The 17,096-nt window shown below is 63.2% G+C and carries 19 protein-coding genes and 1 tRNA gene; 7 read left to right on the forward strand and 13 right to left on the reverse strand.

The window, feature by feature from the left end:
* The first annotated feature begins 108 nt into the window (after nt 1-108).
* Both ACODSO_RS20530 and ACODSO_RS20535 read left to right on the forward strand, forming a co-directional pair.
* On the forward strand, nt 109-621 hold the full coding sequence (locus ACODSO_RS20530; RefSeq protein ID WP_489038569.1) for a DUF3145 domain-containing protein: 513 nt from the start codon (nt 109-111) through the stop codon (nt 619-621).
* Nucleotides 622-703: 82 nt separating this feature from the next.
* A complete protein-coding gene (locus tag ACODSO_RS20535) occupies nt 704-1,132 on the forward strand; it encodes a cold-shock protein (RefSeq protein ID WP_068374912.1) in 429 nt (142 codons plus the stop codon).
* A gap of 87 nt (nt 1,133-1,219) precedes the next feature.
* Here ACODSO_RS20535 and ACODSO_RS20540 read toward each other — a convergent pair whose 3' ends face one another.
* The 6 genes from ACODSO_RS20540 to aceE form a co-directional block, all read right to left on the reverse strand.
* Nucleotides 1,220-2,653: an acyl-CoA carboxylase subunit beta gene (locus ACODSO_RS20540; RefSeq protein WP_489038570.1), complete on the reverse strand. Its 1,434-nt coding sequence runs from the start codon at nt 2,651-2,653 to the stop codon at nt 1,220-1,222.
* Between the two features lie 109 nt (nt 2,654-2,762).
* Nucleotides 2,763-4,013, reverse strand: a complete 1,251-nt coding sequence (locus ACODSO_RS20545; RefSeq protein WP_489038571.1) for a KasA/KasB family beta-ketoacyl-ACP synthase — start codon at nt 4,011-4,013, stop codon at nt 2,763-2,765.
* Nucleotides 4,014-4,021: 8 nt separating this feature from the next.
* A complete protein-coding gene (gene acpM / locus ACODSO_RS20550; protein WP_027497448.1) occupies nt 4,022-4,324 on the reverse strand; it encodes a meromycolate extension acyl carrier protein AcpM in 303 nt (100 codons plus the stop codon).
* Between the two features lie 173 nt (nt 4,325-4,497).
* Nucleotides 4,498-5,406 carry an ACP S-malonyltransferase gene (locus tag ACODSO_RS20555; protein ID WP_489038572.1) on the reverse strand — a complete coding sequence of 303 codons (909 nt, stop codon included), beginning with the start codon at nt 5,404-5,406 and terminating at the stop codon, nt 4,498-4,500.
* Between the two features lie 128 nt (nt 5,407-5,534).
* The gene (locus tag ACODSO_RS20560) at nt 5,535-6,800 is read right to left on the reverse strand and encodes a PucR family transcriptional regulator (protein ID WP_489038617.1); all 1,266 of its coding nucleotides are present in this window, start codon (nt 6,798-6,800) and stop codon (nt 5,535-5,537) included.
* A gap of 266 nt (nt 6,801-7,066) precedes the next feature.
* Nucleotides 7,067-9,898 (reverse strand): pyruvate dehydrogenase (acetyl-transferring), homodimeric type, encoded by a 2,832-nt coding sequence (gene aceE, locus ACODSO_RS20565; protein WP_489038573.1) that lies wholly within the window; start codon nt 9,896-9,898, stop codon nt 7,067-7,069.
* Between the two features lie 257 nt (nt 9,899-10,155).
* Between aceE and ACODSO_RS20570 the strand changes: the two genes are divergently transcribed.
* The 3 genes from ACODSO_RS20570 to ACODSO_RS20580 all read left to right on the forward strand — a co-directional run bounded on the left by ACODSO_RS20570 (nt 10,156) and on the right by ACODSO_RS20580 (nt 11,231).
* The gene (locus ACODSO_RS20570) at nt 10,156-10,578 is read left to right on the forward strand and encodes a DUF3052 domain-containing protein (protein WP_489038574.1); all 423 of its coding nucleotides are present in this window, start codon (nt 10,156-10,158) and stop codon (nt 10,576-10,578) included.
* A 29-nt stretch (nt 10,579-10,607) separates the two neighbouring features.
* A complete protein-coding gene (locus ACODSO_RS20575; protein ID WP_489038575.1) occupies nt 10,608-11,066 on the forward strand; it encodes a peroxiredoxin in 459 nt (152 codons plus the stop codon).
* A 93-nt stretch (nt 11,067-11,159) separates the two neighbouring features.
* A tRNA-Val gene (locus tag ACODSO_RS20580) sits at nt 11,160-11,231 on the forward strand.
* Nucleotides 11,232-11,355: 124 nt separating this feature from the next.
* On the opposite strand, the gene ACODSO_RS20585 is transcribed toward ACODSO_RS20580, so the two are convergent.
* Both ACODSO_RS20585 and ACODSO_RS20590 read right to left on the reverse strand, forming a co-directional pair.
* The gene (locus ACODSO_RS20585; protein WP_489038576.1) at nt 11,356-11,715 is read right to left on the reverse strand and encodes a DUF5655 domain-containing protein; all 360 of its coding nucleotides are present in this window, start codon (nt 11,713-11,715) and stop codon (nt 11,356-11,358) included.
* A gap of 31 nt (nt 11,716-11,746) precedes the next feature.
* Entirely contained in the window at nt 11,747-12,358 is a 612-nt protein-coding gene (locus ACODSO_RS20590) for a TetR/AcrR family transcriptional regulator (protein ID WP_489038577.1), read from the reverse strand.
* A 65-nt stretch (nt 12,359-12,423) separates the two neighbouring features.
* Between ACODSO_RS20590 and ACODSO_RS20595 the strand changes: the two genes are divergently transcribed.
* Nucleotides 12,424-13,065 carry a TetR/AcrR family transcriptional regulator gene (locus tag ACODSO_RS20595; protein WP_489038578.1) on the forward strand — a complete coding sequence of 214 codons (642 nt, stop codon included), beginning with the start codon at nt 12,424-12,426 and terminating at the stop codon, nt 13,063-13,065.
* A gap of 33 nt (nt 13,066-13,098) precedes the next feature.
* Here ACODSO_RS20595 and ACODSO_RS20600 read toward each other — a convergent pair whose 3' ends face one another.
* From ACODSO_RS20600 to ACODSO_RS20610, 3 genes are read right to left on the reverse strand one after another with little or no spacing between them, the layout of a single operon-like run.
* Nucleotides 13,099-13,494 carry a DUF5313 family protein gene (locus tag ACODSO_RS20600; protein ID WP_489038579.1) on the reverse strand — a complete coding sequence of 132 codons (396 nt, stop codon included), beginning with the start codon at nt 13,492-13,494 and terminating at the stop codon, nt 13,099-13,101.
* Entirely contained in the window at nt 13,491-13,940 is a 450-nt protein-coding gene (locus ACODSO_RS20605) for a MarR family winged helix-turn-helix transcriptional regulator (protein WP_068374850.1), read from the reverse strand. The genes ACODSO_RS20600 and ACODSO_RS20605 overlap by 4 nt, the downstream gene beginning before the upstream one ends.
* 29 nt (nt 13,941-13,969) lie before the next feature.
* Entirely contained in the window at nt 13,970-14,593 is a 624-nt protein-coding gene (locus ACODSO_RS20610) for a LysE/ArgO family amino acid transporter (RefSeq protein ID WP_068374878.1), read from the reverse strand.
* A gap of 68 nt (nt 14,594-14,661) precedes the next feature.
* On the opposite strand from ACODSO_RS20610, the gene ACODSO_RS20615 reads away from it, so the two are divergent.
* Nucleotides 14,662-15,537, forward strand: a complete 876-nt coding sequence (locus tag ACODSO_RS20615) for a LysR family transcriptional regulator ArgP (protein ID WP_068374848.1) — start codon at nt 14,662-14,664, stop codon at nt 15,535-15,537.
* Nucleotides 15,538-15,556: 19 nt separating this feature from the next.
* On the opposite strand, the gene ACODSO_RS20620 is transcribed toward ACODSO_RS20615, so the two are convergent.
* A complete protein-coding gene (locus tag ACODSO_RS20620) occupies nt 15,557-16,489 on the reverse strand; it encodes an NAD(P)/FAD-dependent oxidoreductase (protein ID WP_489038580.1) in 933 nt (310 codons plus the stop codon).
* Nucleotides 16,490-16,493: 4 nt separating this feature from the next.
* Nucleotides 16,494-17,078, reverse strand: coding sequence for a hypothetical protein (locus tag ACODSO_RS20625; protein ID WP_489038618.1), 585 nt, complete (start codon nt 17,076-17,078; stop codon nt 16,494-16,496).
* Nucleotides 17,079-17,096: the final 18 nt, after the last annotated feature.

The following is a 17,096-nucleotide window of genomic DNA, read 5'->3' on the forward strand; positions in this document are numbered from 1 at the left end:
CAACTCGGGGCACACTAGTACAAGTACGTGCAATAGAGCAGCACTGATCCAGGCGTGTCGAGGTCGTTGGGGAAGACGTCCCTCGTCGAAGCTGGAGGTGTTTTCGAAATGCGCGTATCGAACCAATTCGCGGATACGACGGCGGGTGTGGTGTACATCCACTCATCGCCGGCTGCGCTGTGCCCGCATGTCGAGTGGGCGCTGTCGGATGCCCTCGATTGCCGCGCGAACCTGAAGTGGTCCGCGCAGCCCTCGTCGGATGGTCAGCTTCGCGCGACCAGCAACTGGGTCGGACCCGTCGGCACCGGCGCCGTATTGGCGGGCGTTCTGCGCTCGTGGCAGATGCTCCGGTTCGAGGTGACCGAAGACGCCAGTGACGGTGTCGACGGCGAACGTTTCGCGCATGTGCCCGGTCTTGGACTGTGGCGTGGGTCGACCAGTGCCAACGGCGACGTCATCCTCGGCGAAATGCGACTGAAGGCGATGATCGAGGGCAATTCCGGCAACCTCGCTGCGGAAATCGAACATGCTCTCGGCAGTAGCTGGGACGAAGCTTTGGAGCCGTATCGAACCGGCGGCGGTGGCGCCGAGGTCACCTGGTTGAGTCGCCACGCTGGCTGACGTTCGTTTTTCCGCTGTCCGGTATCGTCGCGACCGTGCCAAGGTAGGCATGTGGGTTGGTACGTGTGGATAGGTGGTTTCAATGTTGTCGACCGGTAAGGTCATTCGATTCGACGAATTCAAGGGATACGGGTTCGTCGCTCCGGACGAGGGCGGCGAGGATGTGTTCATCCACGTCAACGATCTGGATTTCGACAAGCGCCTGCTGGCGCCCGGTGTTCGTGTCGAGTACGTCGCCGAAGAGGGCGACCGCGGCCTCAAAGCGGCTCAGGTACAGATCATCGATTCGCCCAAGCCTGTCACTCGGGCGGCGGTACCGGCAGTGGTGCCTGACGCCGAAACGACCGAGTACGACGATGTCGTGTGCGACGTGCTGTCACTGCGTGATTTTTCTGCGGAATTGACCGAGGGTCTGCTGCACGCCAACCGTGCGTTGACTGCCGATCAGATTCTCGACGTCCGACAGGTCCTCATCAGGATCGCGCAATCGCACAAGTGGCTCGAGGGCTGAGAAGACCCAGGTCCGAGCGACTATCGACCGCACTACAACTGTGCCCCGGTGACAAGTCACCGGGGCACAGTTGTAGTGCGAGTTCGATCAGAGCGGGATGTTCTTGTGGTTCCCGCGGAGTGCCGGAGCCGCAGCCAGCGCTTTGGCGATGGTCGAGCGAGTGAGCGCGGGCTCGATCACTTCGTCGACGACGCCGATGGCCACTGCTCGGTCGACGCCTCCTGCAATGGATTCGTGCTCGACTGTCAATCGGTCGTGGAGTGCTTCGCGCTCGTTTTCGGAGGCCGCAGCAAGCGCCTTCTTGTGCAAAATTCCGACGGCTGCCTTGGCGCCCATGACGGCCACCTCCGAACCCGGCCACGCGTAGACAGCAGTGGCACCGAGCGCGCGAGCGTTCATCGCGATGTAGGCGCCGCCGTAGATCTTGCGAGTGACGAGCGTGACGCGCGGGACCTTGGCTTCGGCGAAGGCATGCAGCAGCTTCGCCCCGCGACGGACGACACCTTCCCATTCCATGCTGACACCGGGCAGGTAGCCGGGAACGTCGACGACCACGACGAGCGGGATACCGAAGGCGTCGCACAAACGCACGAATCGTGCAGCCTTCTCGGCGCTTTCGGAATTGAGGCAGCCTCCGAGGCGGATCGGATTGTTCGCGATCACGCCGACGGTCCTGCCGCTCAGGCGGCCGAGACCGATGACGATGCTGCGGGCCCAACCACCCTGGAACTCTTCGAAGGTCGACTCGCCCTCGACGTTGTCCAGCAGCTCGTCGATGATCGGATGTACGTCGTAGGCGCGGCGGTTCGACTCGGGCAGCAGCGCGCGTAGGTCTGTGTCGCCGTGTTCGGCCGCGGCGATGTCGAACGTGCCTTGCTCGCTGAACATCGATACGAGCCGACGAGCGCGGGTGAGGGCGTCCAGTTCGTCGTCGGCGACGATATGGCAGACACCGGACTTCTTGTGGTGGGTGTCAGGGCCACCGAGCGATTCCATGTCTACTTGCTCGCCGGTGACGCTGCGGACCACGTCGGGTCCGGTCACGAACACGCGTCCTTCGGGAGCCATGATGACGACGTCGGTCAGAGCTGGACCGTACGCTGCGCCACCGGCTGCGAAACCGAGGACGACGGAAATCTGTGGGACGAGGCCGGAGGCGCGAACCATCGCCTCGAATACGAGGCCGACGGCGTGGAGCGCTTCGACGCCCTCAGCGAGCCGAGCACCACCGGAATGCCAGATTCCGACGATGGGTGCGCCGCGATCGATCGCGGTGTCGATGGCGGAGACGATATGCCTGCATCCGTCCACTCCCATGGCGCCGCCCATCACGGTGGCGTCGGAGCAGTAGGCGACGGTGTGGACGCCGTCGATGTCACCGGACGCGGCCAGGAGGCCGGACTTGTCGTGGTCGTGTAGCGGAATCATCGTCCCGGCGTCGAAAAGCTTCTCGAGTCGGGCGACTGGATCACGGGGGTCGGTGGAACTACCCGAGCGTGTCACGGGGGACAGAATGGTCATCGCGTTCTCCTTCTGCATGCCCCGATGAGGGGCGTTCCCGGGTGAGAGTTGTTGGCTCTCACCCGGGTTCGAGTCCTGCACGGGTCAGATCGTCACCCTGTGGTAAAGATCAGGCCCGACCGAAGGCGAGCGCGACATTGTGCCCACCGAATCCGAACGAGTTGTTGATCGCGTACTCGATCTGTCCGACGCGGGGCTCGCCCTTGACGACGTCGAGATCGATCTCTGGATCCTGATTCTCCAAATTCAGTGTGGGAGGGATGATGCCCTCGCGCACTGCCAGCACCGTCAGAACCGATTCGAGAGCGCCGACGGCACCGATCGAGTGGCCCAGAGCGGACTTGGGTGCATACACCGCTGCGTGATTTCCGACGGCCTTGTTGATCGCCAGCGCTTCGGCGGTGTCTCCGATGGGAGTGGCCGTTGCGTGGGCGTTCACATGGGTGATGTCGGACTTCTGCAGACCTGCGGTCTCGATCGCACGCGCCATGGCGCGCGCGGCACCCTTGCCCTCCGGGTCGGGAGCCACGAGGTGGAACCCGTCGGAGGTGATTCCGGCACCGAGCAGGCGGGCGTGGATCGTTGCGCCGCGTGCCTTGGCGTGCTCCTCGGTCTCGATGACCATGAGCGCACCCGCTTCACCGAAGACGAAGCCGTCACGATCCTTGTCGAACGGACGTGACGCACCCTTCGGATTGTCGTTGTTGGTGCTCATCGCCCGCATCATGGAGAAGCTGGCGATCGGAACCGCGTCGATGTAACCCTCGACGCCGCCGGTGACGACCATGTCCGCGTCGCCCATCACGATCATCCGCCACGCATGTGCGATGGCTTCCGATCCCGAGGAGCAGGCAGAGACGGGGGTGATGACGCCGGCCTGTGCTTTGAGCTCGAGTCCGACGACCGCTGCGGGGCCGTTCGGCATGACCATCTGAACGGCGAGCGGAGATACCTTGCGGTAGCCGCCGGCCTTCATCTTGTCGTTGGCCTCGATCAGTGAATCGCCGCCACCGAGACCGGTACCGATCGACACACCGAGGCGAAGGGGATCGACGTCGGGAGTACCGGCGTTCTTCCAGACCTCACGACCGAGCACGGTGGCCAGCTGCTCCACGTAGCTCAGGCGACGAATCTCGACCCGCGAGAGCAGGCTCTGCGGGTTCACCGCGAGGTGGCCGCCGATCCGCACGGGCAGGTCGTACTCGGCGACGAAGTCGTCTTCCAGCGTTGCGATTCCGCTGTCGCCGTTCAGCAGACCCTTCCACGTGGCATCGACGTCACCCGCGAGTGACGTGGTCGCAGCGAGGCTGGTGACGACGACACTGGGGAAGCGTCCGTTGGCGGTGGATGGGTTGGTCATGGGCCCTGTCACTCGCTCGCGGAGTCGTCGAGCTTGGCCTTGATAGCTTCTGCGGCTTCGGGGTTCTCCGCTTCGAGCTTCTGGATGTAGTTGACGGCGTCGCCGACGGTACGCAGACCTGCGAGGTCCTCGTCGGGGATCTTCACGCCGTACTTGTCCTCGGTCTGCACTGCGATCTCGACCATGGAGAGTGAGTCGATGTCGAGGTCGTCCACGAAGGACTTCTCGATGGTCACCTCGGACGGTTCGATGCCCGTGACCTCCTCGATGATCTCTGCAAGTCCGGCGATGAGGTCTTCCTGGCTGGCCACTTGAGTGGCTCCCTTCTATTGGTGATCGGCACGTCGTGAATCGGCGTGCCGAAGTCATGGTGTTGGTCGTGCGCTTCCTGCCGACGTCTTCGTGGACGCCAGATGCCGACCCTCCGCTGAGGACGGCACCTCGAACCCGTGACTATTTCGGTCACGGGAAGTCTCTAGGAGCTCTAGATCAGCTCCGCCAGTGCGGCGATGTCCTCGGGCTTCTTCAGGCCCAGGTTCGGTGTCCCGCGCATCTCACGCTTTGCGATTCCGATGAGCGTTCCGGCCGGCGGCAACTCTGCCACAGCAGTGACCGCCGAGTCACGCAGCGTCTGAGTGCACAGATCCCACCGGACAGGTTTCGTGACCTGTGCGGCAAGTTTGGTGACGGCGTCCGCCCCGGATGTGACCGGCTTGCCGTCGGAGTTCGACAGCAGCGTCCGGACGGGTTCGGACGGCGTGATCGCGGCGACAGCCGCTGCGACCGCGTCCTGCGCGGATGCCATGAATCGGGTGTGGAACGCGCCCGCAACCGGAAGTGCACGCACTCGTGCCTTCTCTGGAGGGTTCTCGGCGAGTTCGGCGAGTGCTGTGAGCAACCCTGCCGCAACGATCTGGCCCGCGGCATTGACGTTGGCCGGCTCCAGTCCGAGTTCTTCGAGGCGGGCGAGAACGACGGCTTCGTCGCCACCGAGCACCGCTGACATTCCGGTCGGCTCGAGCGCACACGCCTTTGCCATCTCGGCGCCACGGACCGATGCGAGGGTCACTGCCTCGTCGGAGGTGATCACCCCTGCCACTGCGGCGGCGGCAAGCTCTCCGACGGAGTGCCCAGCGATGATCGCGTCGGCGGGCAGGATTCCCTGTCCGACGATTTCCTCGAACGCGAGAAGCGCAGCGGCGACGACGAGAGGCTGCGTCACCGAGGTATCGGTGATCTCCTCCGCGGTGGCAGTCGTACCGAGTCGTGCAAGATCGAGACCGGACGCCTTGGACCACAGGGCAACGCGATCGGCGGCTCCGGGTAGTTCGAGCCATGGCAGAAGCATGCCGGGTGTCTGGGAGCCCTGGCCGGGCGCAAGCAACGCAATCACATCGTTAAGAGAACACCGTCGAGGCCTGTTTAGGAGATGTCGCTCCCGATGAACCTTCGACCCCCAATTTGTGAATACCCAACAAACGGGCTTGTGGAGGGTTTGCATCGCCGAAGCGGGTGTAGGCGTTACGTGACCACTTCACCGAATGTGACGTGTGTGATCTGTGGGGCAGGATAGTGCGGTTCGTGATGGGTTCGAGTCAGACGACCTACCGTTGCCGCAACCCTCAACACGTACGCATCACGGGATGATGTCGGATCTCGTCCTGTGACTTCGGCTATTCTTTTGAGCCGATATCGCACAGTATTTGGATGAACAAACAGCAGACGCGCACAAGTTTCGACCGCGCCACCGCAGTCGAGGTAGGCGTCGAGAGTATCGGCGAGGCCGGAACCTGCCGAGGACAGCGGAAGCACGAGGAGGTCGTTGAGCGCGGCGATCGCGGCCGCGTCACCGAGCAACGCGCGCTCGGGTAGCAGCTCTCCAGCGTGTACCGGCCGGGGGGCACCGCGCCATCCCGCTACCGCCTGCATTCCGGCGAAAGCCTCGACCGCACTCGAATGCGCTGCACCCAATGTGCGCGTCGTCGGGCCGATCACAACCGGACCGTCCGAAAAATTCTGCAGCATTTCGTCAAGAAAGGAACTACTCGTCGGGTCGTCGGACAGCTGGCCACTGACCACCATCACCAGACGGGTTCCCTGGACGACTGCAAGAGCGGCACGACCGTGCTTCTGTGCCACCGCGTGCACCGTCCCCACCACCGAGACGCCCAAGTTGTCCGGAGGCGTACCCACCAGGACGGTGGCAGGTGCCGTTGCATCCCAGTTGAGCGTTGCAGCTCGCGACAGCATGTCCGATCCCGTGTCGCCCCGGACCACGGCGTCGACCACCAACGCCTCGAGCCGTGTGTCCCAGGCCCCGCGAGATTCTGCGGCACTGGCATAGACCGACGCCGCTGCGAACCCCAACTCGCGGCCGTATCGCAGGACAGCCTCGGTCAGAGCGACGAGCTGCTGGTCGTTGCGTGCCAGCGCGGGCAGCCACTGTTCGAAGAACTCCATCGCGACACGGACCATGTCGACCGTCTGACGCAGCGTAAGCCGGCGGGCCAGATCTTGCGGAATGACCTGGAATGCATCGAGGCTGAACCGGATATCGCTCTGCGGGTTCTTCAGCCATTCCAAGAAGTTGTCCACCGCGGTCTGGATCAACAACTGCACGCTTGCTCGCTGTGCCGCGTCGAGACCACCGAAGAACGGCAACTGATCCTGCATGGCCGTCACGGCCTCCGTCGACAACCGACCGGAGAACTGCTTGACGCGCCGCAGTAGTGCGTCAGGCAGCGGATCGCGCTTCTGACGTGCAGGCGTGAGCGCTTTGACCGGCAGATGAACCTCGTTGTCGGTGATGTAGCTGTCGCTTACGTACTCGTCACGGTTGGACCCGGAACGCTTATCGTCCGGGTTCTTGCCCTGCTCGGTCACTCCGCAGGCTCCGCTCTGGTCTCTCGGGTCACTCCGCAGGCTCCGCTCTCATCTCCTGGGTCACTCCGCAGGCTCCGCTCTCGTGTCGACCATGAGAAAAACCTACGCCCGCCCACCGATGCCCGAGAAAACGGACACCAGTGGACGGGCGAGGGTTGTCACCGAAGTGGTTACGCAGAACCGGTGTCGGCGAACGACGTGGGCGCTGCCGTCACGTCGTCGATCTTGTACTTGTCCGCCGCTTCGACTGCCTTGGACTTGTCGATCTCGCCGGACGCAGCCAGAGCCGACAGGGCGGCGACGACGATCGATTCCGCGTCGACGTTGAATACACGTCGCGCAGCCGGACGGGTGTCGGAGAAGCCGAAGCCGTCGGTTCCGAGCGTGACGTAATCGCCCGGAACCCACTGACGGATCTGGTCCGGAACCGCACGCATCCAATCCGAGGACGCGATGACCGGGCCGTTCGCGTCGGCCAGCGCCGAGGTGACGAACGGAACGCGCTTGTCGGCACCGGGGTTGCGAAGCGACTCCCGCTCGGCGTCGACGCCGTCGCGGCGCAGCTCGCCCCACGACGTCACGGACCACACAGCCGAACGCACACCCCACTCCTCGAACAGCAGCTCGCGAGCCTTACGGGCCGAGACCATCCCGACGCCCGATGCCAACAGCTGTGCCTCGGGTCCGTCGCCGTCCTGCGGAGCCTCGAACCGATAGATGCCCTTCAGCAGACCCTCGACGTCGAGGTTCTCCGGCTCGGCCGGCTGCACGTACGGCTCGTTGTAGAGAGTGATGTAGTAGAAGATGTTCTCGCCGCCGAAACCTTCTACACCCTCGGTGCCGCCGTACATCCGACGCAGACCGTCCTTGACGATGTGCGCGATTTCGTACGAGAACGCCGGGTCGTACGCGACTGCAGCCGGGTTGGTCGACGCCAACAGCAGCGAGTGACCGTCGGCGTGCTGCAGACCCTCACCCGTCAGGGTTGTGCGACCTGCCGTTGCGCCGAGTACGAATCCGCGGGCCATCTGATCGGCTGCGGCCCACAAACCGTCGCCGGTGCGCTGGAAACCGAACATCGAGTAGAAGATGTACAGCGGGATCATGACCTCGCCGTGGGTGGCGTACGAGGTTCCGACCGCGGTGAACGACGACGTAGAACCGGCCTCGTTGATGCCCTCGTGCAGGATCTGGCCGACCGAGCTCTCCTTGTAGGCGAGCATCAATTCCGAGTCCACCGAGGTGTACAGCTGGCCGTTGCGGTTGTAGATCTTCAGCGACGGGAACCACGAGTCCATACCGAACGTGCGGGCCTCGTCGGGGATGATCGGCACGATGCGGTGCCCGATCTCCTTGTCGCGAAGAAGTTCCTTCATCACTCGCACGAGCGCCATCGTGGTGGCGACTTCCTGCTTGCCCGAGCCCTTGCGAAGCGTCTTGTACGTGTCGTCGCTCGGCTGCGGAAGCGGCGTGGCGCTGACGCGACGCTCGGGGACGAAACCGCCGAGCTTGTTGCGACGATCGAGCATGTACTGGATCTCGGGAGCATCCGCACCGGGGTGGTAGTACGGCGGCATGTAGGGGTCCTTCTCGAGCTCCTCGTCGGAGATCGGGATGTGCTGGATGTCCCGGAAGGTCTTGAGGTCGTCGAGTGTCAGCTTCTTCATCTGGTGCGTGGCATTACGGCCTTCGAAGTGCTTGCCGAGGGTGTAGCCCTTGATGGTGTGGGCAAGGATGACCGTCGGCTGACCCTTGTGCGCCATCGCCGCCGCGTAAGCAGCGTGGACCTTGCGGTAGTCGTGGCCACCGCGCTTGAGGTTCCAGATATCGGCGTCGGACAAGTCCTTGACCAGTTCCTTGGTACGCGGATCGCGACCGAAGAAGTTGTCACGTACGTAGCCACCGTCGTTGGCCTTGTACGTCTGGAAATCGCCGTCGGGGGTGGTGTTCATCAGATTGACGAGCGCGCCGTCGCGGTCCGCGTGCAGCAGTGCATCCCACTCGCGTCCCCACACGACCTTGATGACATTCCAGCCTGCGCCGCGGAAGAAAGACTCCAGCTCCTGGATGATCTTGCCGTTGCCGCGTACCGGGCCGTCGAGGCGCTGCAGGTTGCAGTTGACGACGAAGGTCAGGTTGTCGAGACCTTCGGTCGCGGCCACATGTGCGAGGCCGCGTGATTCGGGCTCGTCCATCTCGCCGTCGCCGAGGAACGCCCACACATGCTGATCGGTGGTGTCCTTGATCCCGCGGTCATTCAGGTAGTGGTTGAAACGCGCCTGGTAGATGGCGTTCATCGGGCCCAGGCCCATCGACACCGTCGGGAATTCCCAGAAATCCTGCATCAATCGCGGGTGCGGGTACGACGGCAGTCCGCCACCCTCGTGCTCGTGGCTCGCTTCCTGACGGAAGCCGTCCATCCGCTCGGCCGGGATGCGGCCTTCGAGGAATGCGCGTGCGTAGATGCCGGGGGAGGCGTGGCCCTGGATGAAGATGTGGTCGCCACCGCCCGGGTGGTCCTTGCCGCGGAAGAAGTGGTTGAAGCCGACCTCGTAGAGCGCTGCGGAGGACGCGTACGTCGAGATGTGACCGCCGACGCCGACGCCGGGGCGCTGCGCGCGATGCACCATGATTGCGGCGTTCCAACGGATCCACGCGCGGTAGCGGCGCTCCATCGATTCGTCACCGGGAAACCACGGCTCGTTCTCGGTGGGGATCGTGTTGACGTAGTCGGTCGAAGTCAGCGACGGCAGTGCCACGCGGCGTTCACCGGCGCGCTCGAGCAACCTGAGCATCAGGTAGCGAGCGCGGTTGGGGCCCGACCTCTCCAACAAGCCGTCGAAGGATTCGATCCATTCGTTGGTCTCGTCATTGTCGATGTCGGGTAGATACGACGCGACACCCTCGCGGATGACGCGTACCCGACCGTCAGAGCCGGTAGGCCCACTCGGCTTGCCGGCAGGTTGTGTGTTCTGCCGATCGTCCTGGTTCAACTCGGACAACGTGTGTACTCCTCAATGTGGCGGTCGCTCGGTGCGGCGGCCGTTCCATGCAACTCGCGCTCTGTGATGGCGGGCCGCGTTCCTCATTCCAGTGATTCTCCTCAATCCTCCTACAGATGTTTCGCGAAGGTAGTACAGAGGCCCAATACCCACCAGTAGAAATTTATGTACGCAATTTCGGCGCGGTCAGCTTGCGGATGCGGCGAAAACACTGTTCGCTTGCACTACTTCACCCACTATGCAAGGAGGTCACCACCGTGGTCGCCGCGGCGGACGCTCAGAACTACGCTCAGAAACTTGGAATCACCCGCGACTTGGTCGTTCAGGAGCTGGGCTGGGACGAGGACACAGACGACGACCTGCGTGCCGACGTAGAGGACACCATCGGCGGTGAGACTGTCGACGAGGACTCCGACGAGGTCATCGACGTGGTGTTGCTGTGGTGGCGCGACGGCGACGGTGATCTTGTCGACGCACTGATGGATGCCATCGGTCCGCTCTCGGACGATGGATTCGTCTGGGTTCTCAGCCCCAAGACCGGACTCCCGGGGCACGTCGAGCCGAGTGAGATCGCCGAATCGGCGCCGACCGCAGGGTTGACGCAGACCTCGGCCGCCAATCTCGGTGACTGGATCGGCAGCCGACTGGTGCAGCCGAAGACTCGGGCGACCAAACGGTAGCGACCCCTCGAACAGAAAGACCGGATTCGATGCCACTCGAGGTGGGCGCAGAGGCGCCCGACTTCACCCTCAAGGACCAGAACAATCAGGAAGTGACCTTGTCGTCGTACCGCGGCGGCAAGAACGTCCTACTGGTCTTCTATCCACTCGCGTTCACGGGGACTTGCCAGGGCGAACTGTGCAAGGTCCGTGACGGTCTGCCCAAGTTCGAGAACGACGACACCGCCATTCTCGCGATCTCTGTCGGCCCTCCGCCGACGCACAAGATCTGGGCGGCCGAGCAGGGGTACACCTTTCCGCTGCTGTCGGACTTCTGGCCGCACGGATCCGTCGCCCAGGCGTACGGGGTGTTCAACGACAAAGCCGGCTTCGCCAACCGAGGCACCTTCGTCATCGACAAAGACGGAGTCATTCGGTACGCGGAGATGAACCAGCCGGGAGAAGCGCGTGATCCATCAGCGTGGGAGACGGCTCTGGCTTCGGTGTGAGCTTTTGTAGGCGCCTGACCTGCCGAATTGGAGATCGGGCGCTGAGACGATAAATTTCTCCAAGCGTTCCGGTGGTTTCGGCCACCGGCACTCGGGCGTATAGCTCAGCGGTAGAGCTCTGGTTTTACACACCAGCGGTCGGGGGTTCGAACCCCTCTGCGCCCACTTTCCAAGCCGGTTGGCCCGAATGCGCACCTTCCAGCAGGTGCGCACGTTGCAACTTGCGCGTTGGCTGAAACCTGCGCAGGCGACGGTGCAACTCAGGTTGCAGCCTGACTCCCGACGTCATTCACCGCGTACCGGGCCCGACTGTCTCGTAGGCCTCCACCAACCACGATCGGATTTTTTCGTCGATTTGGCCGGGTTCGTCGAACGCCAGCCGATGCGTGACGACCTTCTTCGTCGTGTAGAACGACTCGCGCAATCGGGGATGCTCGACCGCGCGAAGCAGGTGAAACGAGACCTCCAGGCGCCCTGACTTCACGAATGCGCCGGCGAAGACGCGCTTTCGTGACCACGAGATTTCAGTGCGGTGGACCTTCTCGAGAACCTCCGGGCCGGATGCGAGCACAGCTTCGCGGAATTCCAGCATCATTTCGGCAGCCTGATCCGAGAAGGGAGCGAGGTATTCGTCGACGGTTCCAGTCATGGGTCGAGCGTAGGACCGAAGCGGCAGGTGGTCAGGTCGTAGTGGTTCCCGCGATTCGATCGGCCAAGCCTGCTCCGGACTGGATGAACCGCCGGCGGCCGAGCGTCGTGAAGGAGCGGTCCTCGGACAGGAATGCCGAGGCGAAGATTTCGATCTGCGCGATCATGGCGACCGCTACGACGCTGGCTTCGGCGGCGGACAGTCTTCCTCTGGCTTTCTTGGCCGCGGAACTCAGAACCGGAATCAGCACGAGCGCATTCGAGCGACGAATCGCTTCGACCTGCTGACTTGCCCCACGGGATTGAACGAAGTACACGGTCGAGCTAGTGCGGTTGTCCGACAGCCACGCCACGAGTGGTTCGACGAGCGAGCCCATGTTGCGAGCCGGAATCACCACCTCCAGCGCGATTCGCTCGATCTCGCCGACATACTCGGCAGCGAATTCACGCAGACCCTCCAGCAGGATTTCCTCGCGCGACGGGTAGTGATAGTAGATCGCTGCCGACGTCATTTCGGCGGCGGCTGCGATATCGGCGACCGTCACGGAATCGACTGGTCGGGACGCGAACAACTCGAACGCTGTTTCTACGATGACCCCACGGCGCGAGGGGCGGTGCGCTGGTCGCTTCAGTGTTGCCGACATTCACTCTCCTAGGACTACGGTCATGCAACACTAGTGCTTCGTCCTACGAGAGGTGAGCTTGTCAGGTGAGTGATCAGGGGGCTGACGACAAGGTGGGAAAGAAGTCGCCGCACAGGCCGTCGCGACGACATGAAATCGTCGCGGCTGCGATTCGAGTTTTCGCGGCAAAGAGCTTCTCCGATGCAAGCATCCAGGACGTGGCAGACGAGGCTGATGTCGTACCGTCTGCGGTCTACTACCACTTCGCCGGGAAAGACGAGTTGTTCGAGCTCGCGATGCGGCGCGTGCTCGACATGGTCAACGAGGTCGTGGGCGAAGTTCGCGCACAGGAAGATTCCAGCGAAGTGCCATCGTTGGAACCCGTCATCCTCGCGGTTTGGACGTGGGTCGAGAAGCACCCGGACGAGTCACGACTGCTGCACTATCACCTACCTGGCGCCACTGCAGACGCCTCGGCGCTGCGACGTGAATTCGAAGAGGAGCACGTTCAGCGCGCATTCGACTACCTGCCGCCTGTCCCGGTCCCCGCCACCAAGCGCGCGGCAGCAGCGGCGCATGCCTCGCATACGCTGTCGACGAGAACGCTCATCGAGTTGCTGATGACCATTCATGCACTGCGAATAGGTGAGGGACCTCTGAGTCGGCATGCGTCGAAAAGTCTGAGCCGTGCCGTGATCGCGGTGGGGGACAGAATCATCGTCGGTTGATTACCGACGTATTTGGCTCCAGCGCAACAGATTTTATCGTGGGGGACGATCTGCGAGGTGCAATTGCTCGTACCTGACACGTTCGGAGTCGAGTGCCGCCCGTTTGCGGTCACTCTTCAGATTCGAAGGGAGACCGTGTAATTCGAGTCTGCGAGCGCGGTTGAGCTCCATGAATGCCACCGTGTAGAACAGAGCGAGCAACACGCTCAGGAGAACCATTGCGCCGCGCAGCCACAGGGCGCCGGGGAACAACACGAGAAAGCCGATGAAGATGGGCAGGAACGGAATCATCGACCGTAGTAGGTGTCTCGGTACTGCGCCCTTGCCGACGAGGTCGTTTCGAACCCAGTCCTGCATCGACATCGGAAGCTTCCGTCCCAGGACGTAGCCCAGCCATTGGGCTGCATTCGGACGTGTTCGGTCGGTCATGCCAGCGCTCCTGCGTCTATCGCGGCTCGGTTGATTCGTCCGAGCACCGTGTGTAGCTCTTCCAGCTCGGCGATATCGACTCCAAGCTTCTCGATGACCGCGGGTGGAATTTTTTCCGCTTGCTTCCTCATCGCAACTCCCGCCGGTGTCAGTCGAACCTCGAGCTGACGTTCGTCGGAAGCGTTCCTCGCCCGCATGATCAGACCGCCTGCTTCCAGACGTTTGAGGAGGGGCGAGAGGGTTGGGGAGTCGAGCTGGAGGGCACTGCCGATGGCTTTGACCGACATCGGCGACGATCCCCACAGCGCGAGCATGACCAGGTACTGGGGGTGGGTGAGGCCCATCGGCTCGAGTAGTGGTCGATAGACGGCCAGGACTGCCCGGTTGGCGACAGCGAGGGCAAAGCACACCTGCCGATCCAACGCGAGGGGATCTTCGTCAGGCATATTTGAATCGTACACGAATAGTTAGTGCACTAACTATTTACCGCCTGGGCTACCAAGGTGGCTCCAAGGGCGAGCATGAACGCTGCGATGGCGCCGTCCAGAATTCGCCACGCTGACGGCTTCGAAAACGCTGGCCGTAGGAGACGCGCACCGAATCCGAGGGCGGTGAACCATACGATGCTGGCCGTCGCTGCGCCGACGCCGAACCACACTCGTGCCGTGTCGTAGGTTGCCGCGACCGATCCGAGCAGCACGACGGTGTCCAGGTAGACGTGGGGATTGAGCCAGGTCAGCGCGCAGGCTGTGACGATCGCCGTTCCGATCCGCGCGGGATCAGGAGTGTGCTCGGTCGTCAACGATGTCGGCCGGTACGCGCGCCGAGCCGACAGAAGTCCGTAACAGATGAGGAATGCGGCGCCGCCCCAGTAGGCGAACTTCAGCAATCCCGGCGCGGAATCGACGATGAATCCGGCCCCGGCGATGCCCGCGCCGATGAGAAGGATGTCGGACACGGCGCACACGGCGACGACGGCGAGAACGTGTCGGCGTTCGATGCCCTGCCTCAGCACGAACGCATTCTGTGCACCGATCGCGACGATCAACGAGAGACCGAATGCGAATCCGGCGAGTGTGGGTGCGAGCGAGAAGGTCATGATCACAAGCTAGGAGAGGTCCAAGATTAAGTACAGCGAAAGTTTCTGATGCTGCGTTAGCATCTCTTATGTCGAATCTGGATCTGCCGCAGCTCGAAGCGTTGGCAGCGGTGGTCGACGAGGGATCGTTCGACGCCGCCGCACGTCGACTGCACGTCACGCCCTCCGCCATCAGTCAGCGGGTGAAGTCCCTGGAAACGGCGGCGGGAACCGTGCTACTACGCAGGTCCAAGCCAGTTCAAGTGACGGCGGCCGGAACGCCCTACCTTCGTCTCGCGCATCAGATCGGTGCGCTCATCGCCGAGGTGACGGTCGACGGGCTCGCGCAGAGACCCACCAGTGTGCCGATTGCGGTCAACGGCGATTCGCTGAATACCTGGGTGCTCCCAGCGCTCGCCGAGCTGTCCGACCATGTCGACTTCGACGTCCGTCGAGAGGATCAGGATCACTCCGCCGAGATGTTGCGGCAGGGCGTCGTCATGGCGGCGGTCACTACGTCCGACGAGCCGGTTCAGGGTTGTTCGGTGACGAGGCTGGGCATCATGCGGTACCACCCGATGTGCTCGCCGGCCTTTCGTCGCAGGTGGCTACCCGACGGCCCGTCGGGCGAGGCGCTGACGCGTGCACCGATGCTGGTATTCGACCGCTCGGACGACCTACAGGACCGCTACTTGCAACAGTGGGGGCCGGTGACGGTGCCTACTCGCAGGCACTACATCCCTTCGTCCGCAGACTTCGCAGAGGCAGTACGTCACGGAATCGGTTGGGCGGTATTGCCTCGGCAACAGTGTGATCGGATGGAGATCGGTGTGGACCTGGTCGACCTCGCTCCGGGCACCGGGATCGATGTGACGTTGTACTGGCAGCAGTGGACTCTGAAGACTGCTGCGCTGGAGGAGTTGTCGGAAGCAATCGTCGCTGCGGCGGCGACAGCGCTCGATTGATTCATCGGTGCGATTCTGTCTACCCGTCTGCACCGAGCCTGCTGCGCGACAGTGCGCGGCCTGCATCGGTTCCGGAGCGCCACGCGCTCTCGATCCTCGGTGCACCGTGCGGACACCACTGATCTCCGGCGAAATATACTCGCCGGGAACCTAATTCGACAGAGCCGAATGTGCTGTGGTGGGCGGCGGAGGGTTTCGCGAACGTCCAGCGATGCGCGTGCGTCCACGACGGTGTTGCTGCGCCGACCACTTCTTTCAGTGCATCGACGGTCGGTGCGACGGCCGCCACGGGATCGTCGAGGTATCCGCGGGCGAACGATGCCGTCGTGTGTGCGACCAGAACAGTGGCGAAGTCGCCTCTCCTCGATCCGTCGTCGGCGAGAAATTCGAGTACGGGGTGGTCGTTGACGAATGCCGCATTCTGGAACGGAAGATCCCACGCGTCGAAACCGCACACAAGCGTCACGACCGGGTCGTAGTCCACGGAATCAGGTACGGAAACAAGACGATTCGACTGTGGATCCGGCATCGCGAGAACCATGTCACCGTCGGGCAGCTGGTCCAGATCGAGCGTCTCCGTGTCGGTGTTGTCGAGCATCTCCCGGACGAGCGACCGGAGGCCACCTGGAGTCGCCCATCGCATCGGACCTGTACTGGTACCGGGAGCAGCGTCGGGCGAGAGCACGCCGAAGGTGTCGGTCCACTCTCGAGCGAGCCCGGCCTGCTGCCAGCGAGCGACGACTTCTGCGAACTGACGATCACGCACCGTGAAGTAGCCCGCTCCGATGTCGACCCGTCGCCCGTGCATTTCGGGCGAGGCCATGCGGCCACCGACAGCCGGGCCGCGGTCCACGAGGCGGAAGGGTATACCGGATTCTCGAAGTACGACGGCGCAGGCGGCGCCCGCGATACCAGCGCCGACGATGGTGACGGTCTCGTGACCTGAGCTCATCTGTTCACCGTAGGCGCTTCGCCGAAATCTCCAGGTAGTGGCGTCCACGCGGTGACAGGCGGTATCCGACGTCGAGGCTGTGAGTCAGGCCCAGATTCTTCAACTTTCGGATCCTGAGCTTGAACGGCGCGGTGTCCGACCCGACCGATGCCGCGAGATCGGCCGCTCGCACGCCTGGCCGATTCGCGACGAGCTCGAGATACGAGGTCGTCCACGGCGTATCCGCACGAAGGTCCATGCGTCGGAGCGTGGCATCCAAGTCGCGGAGTGCGTCGCCGTCCAAGTCGGTGTCGGCCCGCAAACTCTCTCGGGGATCGGCGCCGTGAAACCTGACTTCGATCCGGAACACCGGGAGGTGTTCCGGACCTCGGAAAGTCGCGAGAAGCTCTTGTCGCGACGCGGCTCCAGCCGCACGTGCATCGTCGTTGCTGATCGAGTTCGGATCGATCTCGTCGATCCGAACGATGAGAACAACGCCAGCAGATGTCTTGATCGAGGTGCCGACATGGACCCGGGCCTTCGACCATCGACGGAACGCGACGTTCACGGTGCCGTCGGCGATCGCGTTGGCGACGGCACTCGTGAACATCACACTCGGCTCCCGGGA

The sequence above is a fragment of the Rhodococcus sp. FG69 genome, assembly GCF_057808915.1.

Bases quoted from the DNA above. Each gene is read 5' to 3' on its own strand.
- ACODSO_RS20530 (WP_489038569.1), top strand. From the start codon at position 109: ATGCGCGTATCGAACCAATTCGCGGATACGACGGCGGGTGTGGTGTAC.
- ACODSO_RS20535 (WP_068374912.1), top strand. From the start codon at position 704: ATGTTGTCGACCGGTAAGGTCATTCGATTCGACGAATTCAAGGGATAC.
- ACODSO_RS20540 (WP_489038570.1), bottom strand. From the start codon at position 2,653: ATGACCATTCTGTCCCCCGTGACACGCTCGGGTAGTTCCACCGACCCC.
- ACODSO_RS20545 (WP_489038571.1), bottom strand. From the start codon at position 4,013: ATGACCAACCCATCCACCGCCAACGGACGCTTCCCCAGTGTCGTCGTC.
- ACODSO_RS20575 (WP_489038575.1), top strand. From the start codon at position 10,608: ATGCCACTCGAGGTGGGCGCAGAGGCGCCCGACTTCACCCTCAAGGAC.
- ACODSO_RS20585 (WP_489038576.1), bottom strand. From the start codon at position 11,715: ATGACTGGAACCGTCGACGAATACCTCGCTCCCTTCTCGGATCAGGCT.
- ACODSO_RS20590 (WP_489038577.1), bottom strand. From the start codon at position 12,358: ATGTCGGCAACACTGAAGCGACCAGCGCACCGCCCCTCGCGCCGTGGG.
- ACODSO_RS20600 (WP_489038579.1), bottom strand. From the start codon at position 13,494: ATGACCGACCGAACACGTCCGAATGCAGCCCAATGGCTGGGCTACGTC.
- ACODSO_RS20605 (WP_068374850.1), bottom strand. From the start codon at position 13,940: ATGCCTGACGAAGATCCCCTCGCGTTGGATCGGCAGGTGTGCTTTGCC.
- ACODSO_RS20610 (WP_068374878.1), bottom strand. From the start codon at position 14,593: ATGACCTTCTCGCTCGCACCCACACTCGCCGGATTCGCATTCGGTCTC.
- ACODSO_RS20615 (WP_068374848.1), top strand. From the start codon at position 14,662: ATGTCGAATCTGGATCTGCCGCAGCTCGAAGCGTTGGCAGCGGTGGTC.
- ACODSO_RS20620 (WP_489038580.1), bottom strand. From the start codon at position 16,489: ATGAGCTCAGGTCACGAGACCGTCACCATCGTCGGCGCTGGTATCGCG.
- ACODSO_RS20625 (WP_489038618.1), bottom strand. From the start codon at position 17,078: ATGTTCACGAGTGCCGTCGCCAACGCGATCGCCGACGGCACCGTGAAC.